This is a genomic window from Dietzia cercidiphylli (assembly GCF_039531545.1).
Classification (GTDB): Bacteria; Actinomycetota; Actinomycetes; order Mycobacteriales; family Mycobacteriaceae; genus Dietzia; species Dietzia natronolimnaea.
Map to the genome: position 1 here is coordinate 270,191 of NZ_BAAAQG010000002.1, position 13,367 is coordinate 283,557.

12 protein-coding genes are annotated in these 13,367 nt (G+C 70.9%); 2 read left to right on the top strand and 10 right to left on the bottom strand.

What is annotated here, in order from left to right:
• Positions 1–6: 6 nt before the first annotated feature.
• From ABD250_RS01300 to gatC, 4 genes are read right to left on the bottom strand one after another with little or no spacing between them, the layout of a single operon-like run.
• On the bottom strand, positions 7–1,041 hold the full coding sequence (locus ABD250_RS01300; protein WP_182615866.1) for an ATP-dependent 6-phosphofructokinase: 1,035 nt from the start codon (positions 1,039–1,041) through the stop codon (positions 7–9).
• Positions 1,042–1,069: 28 nt separating this feature from the next.
• On the bottom strand, positions 1,070–2,473 hold the full coding sequence (locus ABD250_RS01305) for a DHA2 family efflux MFS transporter permease subunit (protein ID WP_182657887.1): 1,404 nt from the start codon (positions 2,471–2,473) through the stop codon (positions 1,070–1,072).
• On the bottom strand, positions 2,470–3,924 hold the full coding sequence (gene gatA / locus ABD250_RS01310) for an Asp-tRNA(Asn)/Glu-tRNA(Gln) amidotransferase subunit GatA (RefSeq protein ID WP_182657886.1): 1,455 nt from the start codon (positions 3,922–3,924) through the stop codon (positions 2,470–2,472). The genes ABD250_RS01305 and gatA overlap by 4 nt, the downstream gene beginning before the upstream one ends.
• Entirely contained in the window at positions 3,921–4,220 is a 300-nt protein-coding gene (gatC, locus tag ABD250_RS01315; RefSeq protein ID WP_182615860.1) for an Asp-tRNA(Asn)/Glu-tRNA(Gln) amidotransferase subunit GatC, read from the bottom strand. The genes gatA and gatC overlap by 4 nt, the downstream gene beginning before the upstream one ends.
• Before the next feature lie 78 nt (positions 4,221–4,298).
• Between gatC and ABD250_RS01320 the strand changes: the two genes are divergently transcribed.
• A complete protein-coding gene (locus ABD250_RS01320; RefSeq protein ID WP_182657885.1) occupies positions 4,299–4,943 on the top strand; it encodes an ACT domain-containing protein in 645 nt (214 codons plus the stop codon).
• A gap of 122 nt (positions 4,944–5,065) precedes the next feature.
• On the opposite strand, the gene ligA is transcribed toward ABD250_RS01320, so the two are convergent.
• Positions 5,066–7,261, bottom strand: coding sequence for an NAD-dependent DNA ligase LigA (gene ligA, locus ABD250_RS01325; protein ID WP_182652684.1), 2,196 nt, complete (start codon positions 7,259–7,261; stop codon positions 5,066–5,068).
• A 59-nt stretch (positions 7,262–7,320) separates the two neighbouring features.
• On the opposite strand from ligA, the gene ABD250_RS01330 reads away from it, so the two are divergent.
• Positions 7,321–8,016 (top strand): exonuclease domain-containing protein, encoded by a 696-nt coding sequence (locus ABD250_RS01330; RefSeq protein ID WP_182611333.1) that lies wholly within the window; start codon positions 7,321–7,323, stop codon positions 8,014–8,016.
• Positions 8,017–8,026: 10 nt separating this feature from the next.
• On the opposite strand, the gene ABD250_RS01335 is transcribed toward ABD250_RS01330, so the two are convergent.
• From ABD250_RS01335 to ABD250_RS01355, 5 genes are all read right to left on the bottom strand, one after another.
• Positions 8,027–9,109, bottom strand: coding sequence for a uroporphyrinogen decarboxylase/cobalamine-independent methonine synthase family protein (locus tag ABD250_RS01335; protein ID WP_344390096.1), 1,083 nt, complete (start codon positions 9,107–9,109; stop codon positions 8,027–8,029).
• Positions 9,106–10,236, bottom strand: a complete 1,131-nt coding sequence (gene mnmA / locus ABD250_RS01340) for a tRNA 2-thiouridine(34) synthase MnmA (RefSeq protein WP_344390098.1) — start codon at positions 10,234–10,236, stop codon at positions 9,106–9,108. Before mnmA ends, ABD250_RS01335 begins: the two co-directional genes overlap by 4 nt.
• Positions 10,233–11,429, bottom strand: coding sequence for a cysteine desulfurase family protein (locus ABD250_RS01345; protein ID WP_344390100.1), 1,197 nt, complete (start codon positions 11,427–11,429; stop codon positions 10,233–10,235). Before ABD250_RS01345 ends, mnmA begins: the two co-directional genes overlap by 4 nt.
• A 93-nt stretch (positions 11,430–11,522) precedes the next feature.
• Positions 11,523–12,473: an electron transfer flavoprotein subunit alpha/FixB family protein gene (locus tag ABD250_RS01350; RefSeq protein ID WP_179525537.1), complete on the bottom strand. Its 951-nt coding sequence runs from the start codon at positions 12,471–12,473 to the stop codon at positions 11,523–11,525.
• Between the two features lie 51 nt (positions 12,474–12,524).
• On the bottom strand, positions 12,525–13,310 hold the full coding sequence (locus ABD250_RS01355; protein ID WP_179525538.1) for an electron transfer flavoprotein subunit beta/FixA family protein: 786 nt from the start codon (positions 13,308–13,310) through the stop codon (positions 12,525–12,527).
• Between the last annotated feature and the right edge of the window lie 57 nt (positions 13,311–13,367).

Below are 13,367 nucleotides of genomic sequence, written 5' to 3' on the forward strand. Positions count from 1 at the left end.
AACAATCTAGCCGAAGAGGCAGGCGGCCTCGCGGTAGCGGTCCTCCGGGACGGTCTTGAGCACGGCGACGGCCTCGGCGACCGGCACCATCTCGATGGACTCCCCGCGCAGGGCCACCACCTGACCGAAGTCCCCCCGGTGCACCGCATGCGCGGCGTGGACACCGAAACGGGTGGCCAGGACACGGTCGTACGCCGTGGGGGTTCCCCCGCGCTGGATGTGCCCCAGCACCGTGGTGCGGACGTCGCGGTTCATCCGGGAGGCGATCGCCGTTGCCATCTGGTCCGCGACACCGGTGAACACCTCGTGACCGAACTGGTCGGTCCCGCCCTGCCGCAACGTCATCCCCGAGCCCTCGACGGGTGTGGCGCCCTCCGCCACCACGCAGATCCCGTACGCCTCCCCCATCTGGAAGCGGCGCTTCATGACCTTGCACACGTAGTCGATGTCGAACGGCACCTCGGGGATCACGATCATGTGCGCCCCGGACGCGAGCCCGGCGTGGAGGGCGATCCACCCGGCGTGCCGACCCATCACCTCCACCAGCATGACCCGCTCGTGGGACTCCGCCGTCGTGTGCAGGCGGTCGATCGCGTCGGAGGCGATCGAGACCGCGGTGTCGAACCCGAAGGTGTAGTCGGTTCCCGCCACGTCGTTGTCGATGGTCTTCGGGACGCCCACCACCGGCACACCGTTCTCCGTGAGCCACCGCGCCGCCTTCAGCGTCCCGTCGCCACCGATCGCCACCAGCGCGTCGAGGGAGTGGCGCTGCAGGGTCCGCCGGATCTCCGGCAGGCTCCCGGTGAGGATGTCCGGGTTGAGCCGGCCAGTTCCGAGGATCGTGCCCCCGCGCAGCAGGATGCGGTCGATCCCCTCGTCGTCGAACAGGGGCACCGCACGGTCGTGGACCAACCCGGACCACCCGTCCTGGAAGCCCAGGACGGGTGAGTCGTACTCGGAATGGGCGGTCCGCACCAACGCGCGGATCACCGCGTTGAGTCCGGGGCAGTCCCCGCCTGCGGTCAGCACGCCAATACGCACGTCGGACTCCTCTCGGTTCTCCCGCAGTCTAGGGCCGGGACCTGGTCACCGTGCCCGGCTCCGGTGACTGTTCACCTGTACGAAACGCCATCGTCGCCACTCCTCCGAGCAGGACCACCACGGCGGGGAGATACATGGCGTCCGCCACCGCCTGCCCTATGTCGCCGTGGACGACCAGCCGGGCTTGCATCACCGCACCGATCGCCGCGGAACCCAGGACCGCACCCACCTGGCGGGTGGTGTTGTAGACCCCCGAGCCAGCTCCGGCGGAGGCGAGCTCGAGGCGTCGCATCGCGGTGGACGATGTGGGCGCCCAGACACACCCGTTGGCCACCCCCATCAGGGCGATGGGTCCGAGCAGCACGGGGATCGAGGTCTGCGAGTCCATGACCAGAGCAAGCCAGAACAGGGAGATCGCGTAGGAGAAGTACCCGATGCCCGTGAACAACCGCGGGTCGATCCTGTCCGCCCACCGCCCGACGACCGGGGCGAGGACACCCGCGATCAACGCCATCGGCAGCAGCATCAGACCGGCGCGCGTGGGGCTGAGGTCCTTGACGCCCTGGAGGTAGAACATCAGCGGGACCATGGTGCCGGCGGTGACGAAGCCGATGGTGGAGACTCCGAACGTGCCGATCGAGAAATTCCGGTCCCGGAACAGGCGTAGAGGTACCAGTGGCTCCGTGCGCACGCGCGACTGCCACCAGACGAACGTCGCCAGTCCCGCCGTCCCCGCGATGATGAGCGCGAGGGTGGTCCCGCCCCAGCCGTGGGACTCGCCCTGTTGGATGCCGTACACCAGGAGGAACATGCCCACGGCCGACAGGACGATGCCCGGGACGTCGTAGGAGTGCGAGCGGGTCTCGAGCCTGGGGACCCACCGCCAGACCAGGACCACGGCCAGGACGCCGAAGGGGATGTTGACGAAGAAGATCGCGCGCCAGTCGAACGCGTCGATGAGGACACCACCCAGGACGGGTCCGACGACCGAGGCGATGCCCGCGACCGCGCCCCAGATCCCCATGGCCGCCCCGCGACGTCCAGGCGCGAAGACCCTGGTGATCACGCTGAGCGACTGCGGGGTGAGCAGCGCGGCACCGAGTCCCTGGAACACACGCGCGACGATGAGCGTCTCGATACTGCCCGCGAGACCACACCACAGTGATGCACCAGTGAACAGGACCAGTCCGGCGATCGAGACCGCGCGGGGTCCGATCTGGTCACCCAGACGACCGGTGAACAGCAGCGGTACGACGTAGGCCAGCAGGTAGGCGCTGGTCACCCAGATCACCTGGTTGGTCGACGCTCCGAGTTGCGTGACGAAGGCGTCGGTGGCGACCGCGACGATCGTCTGATCCACCAGGATCATGAAGAACCCGATGACGAGCGCCGCCAGGGCCTTCCATGCGTCCCTCTCGGGGACCGTGGTCACGCGATCGGGCCTCTCGCCGCCTCGAAGGCGGCCCCCACCCGGTACAGGCGGTCGTCGGCCAGCGCGGGGGCCATGATCTGGAGGCCCGCCGGAAGCCCGTCGACGAGACCGGACGGAACGGACATGCCGCAGTGTCCGGCGAGGTTGAGCGGGAGGGTGCAGAGGTCGAACTGGTACATGGCCACCGGGTCCTCGACCTTGGCGCCCAGCGGGAACGCGGTCGTCGGCGTGGTGGGCGAGACCAGAACGTCAACCTTCTCGTACGCGGCGTCGAAGTCGCGCGCGATGAGCGTGCGCACCTTCTGTGCCTGGCCGTAGAAGGCGTCGTAGTAGCCGGCGGAGAGGGCGTAGGTGCCGAGCATGATGCGGCGCTTGACCTCGGGACCGAACCCGGCTTCGCGGCTCGCCGCCATGACCTGGTCCGCGGACCCCTCGCCGACCCGCAGTCCGTACCGCATGGCGTCGAACCGGGCCAGGTTGCTGGACACCTCGGACGGCAGGATCAGGTAGTAGGCGGGCAGTGCATAACGGAAGTTCGGGCACGAGACCTCGACCACCTCCGCACCCAGCTCCCGCAGGGTGTCCACCGAGGCACGGAACGACGCCTCGACCCCCGGCTGGTACCCCTCCCCCGCGAACTCGGAGACGACGCCCACGCGCACGCCGGACAGATCTCCTCGCGCGCCCTCGCGCGCCGCCCGGACCACGTCCGGGACCGCCACGTCGAGACTGGTGGAATCGCGGGGGTCGTGTCCGGCGATCACCTGGTGCAGGAGGGCGGTGTCCTCGACCGTACGACCACACGGTCCACCCTGGTCGAGCGACGAGGCACAGGCCACGAGACCGTATCGGGACACGGTGCCGTAGGTGGGCTTCACGCCCACCGTGGCGGTGAGGGCGGCAGGCTGGCGGATGGACCCGCCGGTGTCGGTGCCGATGGCGATCGGGGCCTGGTGGGACGCCAGGGCAGCGGCGGAGCCACCGCCGGACCCGCCCGGGGTACGGCTGGGATCCCACGGGTTACGGGTCGGGCCGTACGCCGAGTTCTCGGTCGAGGACCCCATGGCGAACTCGTCCATGTTCGTCTTGCCCAGGATCGGGATGCCCGCGTTCCGAAGCCTCGCGGTGACCGTGGCGTCGTACGGGGAGCGGTAGCCCTCGAGCATCCTCGACCCGCACGTGGTGGGTGCGTCGGTGGTGGTGAACACGTCCTTGAGGGCGACCGGGACCCCCGCCAGCGGGCCGAGTTCCTCTCCGGCCGCGAGACGGGCGTCGACGGTGCGCGCGGCCTCGAGTGCCTCGTCGGCTCCCACGTGCAGGAAGGCGTTGATCTCCCCGTCGACCTCCGAGATCCGGTCGAGGTGTGCCCGGGTGACCTCCTCCGAGGACACCTCCCGCGCGGCGATCCGGCCGGCCAGTTCAGCTGCGGTGGCGGTGGTGAGCGAACTCATGCCTCCTCCCCCAGGATCTGCGGGACCTCGAAGCGCTGCTGGTCCGCGGCCGGGGCCTGGTCGAGCGCCTGGTCGGGGGTCAGACCGGGGGTGACCACGTCGGTGCGGTACACGTTGGAGATCGCGGTGGGATGGCTCATCGCCGGGACGTCGTCCGCTGCGACCTCGGACACGGCCTGCACGTGGTCGAGGATGTCGGTGAGCTGTCTCGCGAACGAATCCAGCTCGGAGTCGCTCAGTTCCAGGCGGGAGAGCCTGGCCAGATGCGCGACGTCCCCGCGTGAGATCGAGGTCACGTGTGTAGTCCCTTCGGCGTGGCGTGTCGGTACCGGCCCAGCCTAGTCAGGCCATCAGAGTGCGGCACAATGGGCGCCATGTCATATCTGCTCCGCGTCCTGCTCCCCGATCGACCGGGCAGCCTCGGCTCCCTCGCGGTCGCCCTGGGGACGGCCGGCGCGGACATCATCAGCCTCGACGTTGTGGACCGGTTCGACGGGGTGGCCGTGGACGACATCGTGGTGAACGTTCCCAACGGGACCTTCCCCGACACCCTGATCACCGCGGCCGAACAACTCGACGGGGTCATGGTGGATTCACTTCGGCCGTTCGGCGGGATCCTCGACGCGCACCGCGAGCTCGAGCTCATCGACGCGGTGGCAGGGGCGGGGGCCGGCGCTGACCAGATGCTCGCCGACGAGTTGCCCGCGGCGCTGCGCCTCGGGTGGGCGCTCGTGGTGGAGGAGACGACCGATGGATGCCGGCTGGTCGCTCGCGGCGCCGCCGCACCGTTGTGGGACGGGGGCCGGGTCGAGGCGGTTCGCCACCTCGAGCGGGCCACCGCGCTGGAGGTCGACCTGCCCGCCGAGTGGACGTCGATGGACACCGCGGTCGCCGCGGCCCCGCTCTCGTCCGGGCACGTCCTCGTCGTCGGCCGACCGGGCGGGCCGTCGTTCCGGCGGTCCGAGATCGCCCGGCTGGGGTATCTCACCGGGATCCTGCGGTCTCTCAACGCCGGCTGACCCGACGCGCCCCGGCTGACCCGGCTCACGTCGGTCCTCCGACATACGCGGCCCCTGTGCCCGCGTCCCGAAGGGTTGCGCGGCCGGTTGGGTCCCGACACGCAGCGCACCCGGGCAGGCGATCAGTCGGCGGCGCCCCCGGGATCGGCGGGCTCGGGGTCGGCCCCGTCTTCGTCCTCCCGCGCCGGGCCGTTCTCCAACAGCTCCACGAAGCCGGCCTCGTCGAGGATGGTCAGCCCCAGCTCCTCAGCCTTGGCCGCCTTCGACCCCGGGTTGTCCCCCACAACCACGTAGTCGGTCTTCTTGGACACCGATCCCGAGGCCTTGCCACCGCGAGCGATGATCGCCTCCTTGATCCCGTCGCGGGTGAACCCCTCCAGGGATCCGGTCGCCACGATGGTCAGGCCCTCGAGGGTGCGCGGGATCGACGCGTCCCGTTCATCGGCCATCGAGACGCCCGAGGCCGCCCACCGGTCGACGATCTCGCGATGCCAGTCCACATCGAACCACTCCACCACCGAGGCCGCGATGGTCGCGCCGACGCCGTCCGTCTCCGCCAGCTCCACCTCCGAGGCGGCGCGGATGTCCTCCATGGTGCCGAACCGGGTGGCCAACGCGCGTGCGGCGGTCGGCCCGACGTGGCGGATCGACAACGCGACGAGCACCCGCCACAGTGGCCGGTCCCTCGCCGTCTCGAGATTCGCCAGCAGCTTGCGGCCGTTCTCGGTGAGCACGGTTCGCTCCGGCTCGGCGCCCTCCTCGACCTGCTTGCGTGTCGCCTTGTCCAGTCGGGTGTAGAGGGAGGTGCGGAGGAGGTCCGCCTCGGTGAGGTCGAACAGACCGGCCTCGTTGTCCAGCACCCCGCTGGCGAGGAGATCGGAGGCTCCCTCGTAGCCGAGCGCCTCGATGTCGAGTGCGTTCCGCGAGGACAGGTAGAACAGTCGCTCTCGGAGCTGTGCGGGACAGGACCGCTGGTTCGGACAACGCCAGTCCGCGTCCCCCTCCTTCGCCGGCGCCAGGACGGTCTCACACTCGGGGCAGCGCTCGGGGAAGACGAACTCGCGCTCGGTCCCGTCCCGGCGCTCCACCACCGGGCCGAGGACCTCCGGGATGACGTCCCCGGCCTTGCGGATCACCACGGTGTCACCGATCAGAACACCCTTGCGCTTGACCTCGGTCTGGTTGTGCAGGGTCGCGAGCGAGACCGTGGAGCCGGCGACGAGCACCGGCTCCATGTGGGCGAACGGTGTGACCCGCCCGGTACGACCCACGGAGACACGGATGTCGAGCAACTCGGTCATGACCTCCTCGGGCGGGTACTTGTAGGCGATCGCCCACCGCGGTGCCCGCGACGTCTGACCGAGTCGACGCTGGACGGCCCGGTCGTCGATCTTCACCACGAGGCCGTCGATCTCGTGCTCGGGGTCGTCCCGGTGTTCGCCCCAGTACCGCATCCGCTCGAGTACCTCGTCGACCCCGGTCGCCGGGGCGGTGTGGGGAGAGACGGGCAGGCCCCAGTCCGCAAGCGCGAGATAGACGTCGTGGAGGCTGTCGAAGGTCGCTCCCTCGACCACGCCGAGGCCGTGACAGTACATCCCGAGGCGGCGCTGGGCGGTGATCGCCGGGTTCTTCTGCCGCAGTGACCCGGCCGCGCTGTTGCGGGGATTGGCGAACGGTGGCTTGCCGTCGGCGACGAGCCGCGCGTTGAGGTCGGCGAAGTCCTCGAGCCGGAAGAACACCTCCCCCCTGACCTCGAGCAGCGCGGGAACGGGGCGGTCCTTCGTCGGGGTGAGCGTGACCGGGATGTCGTCGATCGTCCGGGCGTTGAGCGTGACGTCCTCGCCCGTTCGACCGTCCCCGCGGGTGGCCGCGCTGACCAACCTCCCCTCGCGGTAGACCAGGTCGAGCGCCACCCCGTCGATCTTGACCTCGCACAGGAACCGAAGGTCCTCCGCGGGGATGTGAGCCTGTTCGACCGCCGAGGCCACCCACGCGCGCAGCTCCTCCTCGGAGAACACGTTATCCAGGCTCGTCATCCGCTGAAGGTGTTCGACCGGCGCGAAATCGGTGGAGAAGCCACCCCCGACGAGCTGTGTCGGGGAGTCCGCCGTACGCAGCTCGGGGTGGAGTTCCTCCAGCGCCTCCAGGTCGTGGAACAGCCTGTCGAACTCGGCGTCGGAGACGATGGGGGCGTCCTTGACGTAATAGCGGAACTGGTGATCCCGCACCGTCTCCGCGAGGTCGGTCCACGCCTGCCGTACCTCCGGGGGGATGTCCCCGGTGCCGACGGGCTCGTTGCTTCGACTCGCTTGGCTCACGAGGACAGGGTAATGCGACACATGCCCGGCGTGTCGGGGCGGTGGCCTACGGTGACCGCATGAACCCAGAGAACATCACCCCTGTCTCCCTCGACCGGAACCGGCTGCTGGCATTCGACCTCGAGACCACCGGACCCGATCCCCGGACCGCGCATGTCGTCACCTCGGCCCTCGTCGCGATCGACGGGCCCCGAAAGGTGGAACTCAACTGGATGGCCGATCCGGGTATAGACATTCCGGAGGGCGCCACGGCTGTGCACGGCATCACCACCGCCCAGGCCAGGCAGCACGGAAGGCCGCATGCGGAGGTGGTGGCCGAGACCATCGCCGGGGTCCGGACGGGGTGGCGGGAGGGGCGGACCCTGGTGGTGTTCAACGCCGCGTACGACCTCACCATCCTCAGGAGATGGGACCCCTCGTTCGAGGTGCTCGGCCCGGTCATCGACCCCTACGTCGTCGACCGGGCGACCGACCCGTACCGCAAGGGCAAGCGCACCCTCGAGGCCCTGTGCGCCCACCACGGCGTGCGGTTGGACGGCGCCCACGAGGCCGCGGCCGATGCGCTCGCGGCGGCCCGCCTGGCGTGGAAGCTACTCGGCTCGATCCCCGAACTGGCCGGAGCGGACTGGCGCGCGGTCAACGCGCAGCAGGCGCAGTGGCACGAGACGCGGCAACGCGATTTCGCGGCCTATCTCGAGCAGTCGGGCAAGGACGCCTCGGACGTCAACACACAGTGGCCGATCGCCGACACCTAGATCGGATCGGTCACTCGGCCAGCCGCGGGGCGGCCTCGGCCACCCGACGTACCGACGCCAGTGCCTCCACCGGGGTGAGGCGGCCCGAGGTCATGTCGTCCACGGTCGGGGTGAGGACCAGCCGCCCCAACCCGGCGTATCGGGGCGCGCTGAGGCGCTCGAGCAACGCGAGGATCGCGGACACATCGCGTTCCACCTCCGGGCCGGAGCGGGGCGGGCGCGGCGACCCCGGCAGTCCCTCCAGCTGGAGGATCCGCCCTCCACCGAGGACGGTGCCGGCTGCGTCAAGCGCGGGATGGGAGGTACCCGAGTGGAGAAGTTCCGCCGGAACGCAGAGCCCGTCGAGGGGCGCCTCACCGTCCGGGGTCTCCGCGACCGCGGACCACCTCGCGGGCGCCTCGGGTCCGGTGCCGGCGGGGACGCGGACCACCACCTCGGCCACCCCGTTGCGGCGCAGGACGTCGGCGAAGCGGCACAGGGAGAGCGACAGCCGGTCCTCCGGTACGGGCGCGATCGGGTCGAAACGGCTGGGTCCGGCAACCGAGCCGGCCGCGACGTGCCAGAGCATCGGCTCGTCGAGCAGGACCCTCGCGCCGACCCCCAGTCGCCGCGCCAGCCGGGTGACGCGGGCGGCCACCCCTTCGGCCAGAGCCTCCGCGAGATCCCTGCGGGCCCCACGATCGGTCAGGACCGGCAACCCGCCGGGCAACTCGAGTCGCGCGGCGAGTGACCACGGGCCCAGAGCCCGCACCACGAGACGCCGGTCCGCCGCGGCCCGGTCGACCTCGGGATCCCGGATCGACTCGTCTGCCTCCTCCAGGGCATCGAGGTCACGGTCGAGGAGGTCGGCGGCCGTGCGGGCGTGGCGCCCCGGCGAGCCCGCGAGACGCCACCCCCGGGTGGAGACGTCGACCGGGAGGTCCGCGAGCATGGCGAGGGTCCTGCCCACCTGATCCGCTCCGAGCCCCCGGTCCGACAGTTCGGGCAGGAACGGCATCCCGTGGCACTCACCCAGCACGACCCGCGCGGCCTCCCGGGGGTCCACCCCCCGCATGGGGCCGGGGCCGGTGTGCCCCGGCTCGACGGCGGTCACGGGGTGCCCGCGACCGGGACGGACGCGGTGATCGTGCCACTTCCCAGGACGCGGTCGCCCCCGGTCTCGGGCCGGTAGAGCACGGCCGCCTGGCCGGGTGCGACGCCCCGCACGGGCTCGTCGAGGGAGATCTCCAAGCGGGCGTCCGGACCGTCCCCCACCCGTCTCACATAGCCCGGTGTCGCCTCACCGTGGGCACGGATCTGCACGTGACACTCGGTCTCGCGGAGGGCGTCGTCCACCAGCCAGTAGGGCGAGGTCGCGGTCATCCCCCGGGACAGCAGGTGGTCCGATCCCCCGACGGTCACGGTGCCCGTGCCGGCGTCGATGGCCGTGACGTACCTGGGGCGACCGTCGGCCGCCGGGCCCGGCAGACCGAGTCCCTTCCGCTGGCCGATCGTGAACCCGTACACGCCCCCGTGTCGACCGAGCTCGTCACCGGTGTCGGCGTCGACCACCGCCCCGGGGCGCAGACCGATCCGCGCGCCGAGGAACGCACGGGTGTCCCCGGAGGGGATGAAGCAGATGTCGTGGCTGTCGGGCTTGGTCGCGACGGGCAGGCCCGACGCCTCGGCCTCGGCACGGACCTCGGACTTGAGGGAGTCCCCCAGCGGGAACATCGAGTGCGCGAGCTGCTGCGGGGTCAGTACGCCGAGGACATAGGACTGGTCCTTGTCGGGATCGACCGCCCGGCGCAGGACGGGACGTCGGTGGCCGGTACCGGTCTCCTCGAGGGACAGCCGGGCGTAGTGTCCGGTGGCCACCGCGTCGAACCCGAGCGCCATCCCCCGGTCGAGGAGGGCCTCGAACTTGATCCGCTCGTTGCAGCGCAGACACGGATTGGGGGTCTCACCGCGGGAGTAGGACTCGACGAAGTCGTCGATCACGTCCGCCCTGAACCGTTCGGCGAAGTCCCAGACGTAGAACGGGATCCCCAACAGATCGGCCACCCGGCGAGCGTCACCGGCGTCCTCGCGCGAACAGCAGCCACGGGAGCCCGTCCGCAGGGTCGCCGGGTCCGCGCTGAGGGCCAGGTGCACACCCACCACCTCGTGCCCGGCGGCCACGGCGCGAGCAGCGGCGACGGCGGAGTCGACTCCCCCGCTCATCGCGGCGAGGACCCTCACGACGCCGTCGCCCCGGTCCCGATCAACCCGAGCCCCGCGACCCGGGCCCTCTCGGCGGCGGGGGCGAGCGCGGCGATCGCCGCGTCCACGTCGTCCTCCGTCGTGGTGTACCCCAGGCTCAGTCTCAGACTGCTCCTCGCAGCCGCCTCTCCCGCGCCCAACGCCAGGAGCACGTGGCTGGGCTCGGCCACCCCCGCGGTGCACGCCGACCCGGTCGAACACTCGATACCGGCGGCGTCGAGCAGCAGGATGAGGGACTCGCCGGAGCACCCAGGGAAGGTGAGGTTGGCGATCCCCGGCAGCCGCTCGCCACCGCCGTTGGCGACGGCGTCGGGGACCCGGGCGAGGACCCCCGCGATCAACCGGTCCCGCAGGCGTCCCAGGCGGACCGCCTCGGCGTCCATGTCCCGAACCGCCTCGTCGAGGGCCGCGGCCATCGCGACCACCCCCGGGACGTCGACCGAACCCGACCTGAGATCCCGCTCCTGCCCACCGCCGAAACCGACCGGGAGACACTCCGCGCCGCGGTCGATGATCAACGCTCCGACGCCCAGCGGCCCGCCGAACTTGTGCGCGGACAGGCTCAACGACGTGACCCCCAGCGCACCGAAGTCCACCGGGACGTGCCCGACGGCCTGGACGGCGTCGGTGTGGACCGCCGCACCGACAGCCCTGGCGGCAGCGGCCACCCCGGCGACGTCGGTGAGCGTGCCGATCTCGTTGTTGCCGAACATGGCGGCGACGAGGGCCAACCGCGGCCCCACCTCGTCCGCCAGGCTCCGGACCGCGTCGGGGTCAACGGCCCCACGCCGGTTGACGGGCAGGACGCGGACGTCCACGCCTCCGCCGCGCGCGGTGGCCAGGTGGGCTGCCGAGTCGAGGACCGAATGATGCTCGGTCGCCCCCACGGCCACGACGTCACCGCCCGAGGCGGCCGCCTGGCCCAGCACCGCGAGGTTGTCGGACTCGGTCCCGCCCGAGGTGAACACGACCTCGGAGGGCCTGCACCCGAGATGCGCGGCGAGCGACTCGCGGGCCTCCTCCACCCGGCGACGGGCGCGGCGGCCGGCTCCGTGGAGGGACGAGGCGTTACCGACGGTGGCGGCCGCCTCGGCATAGGCGGCCAGGGCCGACGGGCGCATCGGGGTGGTCGCGGCGTGGTCGAGATAGTGCGCGGTGCGGATCGTGAGCATGACGTCGGCAAGAATACGCCCGAACGCGCCGGACCCCGGCACCGCAGGGGTGCCGGGGTCCGGTCGGTACTGCCGGGCGCTGTCGCGCCGAACTCACTTACGGGCGTTGATGGCCTCGGTGAGCTGCGGGGCGACGTTGAACAGATCGCCGACGACGCCGTAGTCCGCGATCTCGAAGATCGGGGCCTCCTCGTCCTTGTTCACGGCGACGATCGTCTTGGACGTCTGCATCCCGGCGCGGTGCTGGATGGCGCCCGAGATCCCCAGGGCGATGTACAGCTGCGGCGACACGGTCTTGCCGGTCTGACCCACCTGGAACTGACCCGGGTAGTACCCCGAGTCGACGGCGGCGCGCGAGGCACCGACCGCACCCTTGAGCGAGTCGGCCAACGGCTCGACGACCTCTTCGAACTTCTCCGCCGAACCCACGCCACGACCACCGGCGACGACGACGGTCGCCTCGGTGAGCTCGGGACGGTCGCCACCGACGATCGGGTTGCGGGAGATGACCCTGGCGGCGTTCTCGGGCTCGGGGACGTCGACCTCGACGACCTCACCGGCGCCGGCGGACGGCGACGCCTCGACGGCGCCCGGGCGCAGGGTGTAGATGGGCGTGTCGCCGGCGACGGTCGCCTCGACGGTGAACGCGCCACCGAAGATCGAGTGGACCGCGGACCCGTCGGACTTGATCTCGACGACGTCACACAGGGTGCCGGAACCGGTACGGGCCGCGAGGCGACCCGCCACCTCCTTGCCCTCGAACGTGGCGGCCAGGACGATCGCCGCCGCGCCCTGCTCGGCGAGCCCGGCGAGGACGTCGACCTTGGGCGTGACGAGGTAGTTCTGGACCGCGTCGCCCTCGGCCACGTAGATCTTCTCCGCGCCGGCCTCCTTGAGGGCGTCGGTGAGCGCTGCGGCGGTGCCGGTCTCACCGAACACGACGGCGGACGGCTCACCGAGCGCGCGTGCGGCGGTCAGCAGTTCGAGGGTGACCTTCTTGAGTTCGCCGTCGACGTGCTCGACCGCGACGAGGACTTCAGCCATGGTGGATTCTCCTTGAAAAAGACTGGTGGGAGTCGGTCGGGGTGAGCGCGATCAGATGAGCTTCTGCGCGACGAGGTACTTGGCGACCTCGTTGCCGCCCTCGCCCTCGTCGGTGAACTTCTCACCGGCGCTGCGCGGCGGCTTGGGGACCGACGACGTGACGGTGGTCGCCGCGTTGTCCTTGCCCACCTGGCCGGCCTCGACGTTGGTGTCGGCCAGCGTCAGGACCTCGACCGGCTTCTTCTTGGCGGCCATGATGCCCTTGAAGGAGGGGAACCGCGGCTCGTTGATCTTCTCTCCGACCGACACGACGCAGGGCAGCGACGCCTCGATCTCGAAGATGCCCTCGTCGGTCTCCCGCTCACCCTTGATGGTCCCGCCGGAGACCTCGAGGGTGCGCATGTGGGTGACCTGCGGCAGGCCCAGGTACTCGGCGATGATGGCCGGGACGCTGCCCATGCGGCCGTCGGTGGCCTCGTTGCCACAGATGACCAGCTCGGTGCCCTCGATGGTGCCCAGCACGTTGGCGATGGCCCACGCGGTCTGGACGACGTCCGAGCCGTGGAGCGCCTCGTCGTTGAGGTGGACGGCCTTGTCGGCGCCCATCGACAGGGCCTTGCGGATCGCCTCGGTGGCGCGGTCGGGACCGGCGGTCAGGACGGTCACCTCGCCCCCCTCGGCCTCCTTGATCTGGAGAGCCTGCTCAACGGCCTTCTCATTGATCTCATCGAGGACCGCGTCCGCGGCCTCGCGGTCCAGGGTGAAGTCCCCATCGGAGAGCTTGCGCTCCGAGTAGGTGTCCGGAACCTGCTTGATCAGTACGACGATGTTCGTCATGGGCCTGCGTCGACCTCCTGCGAGTCGGGGCTGGGTGCGATCCGAACTGGCCGGGCG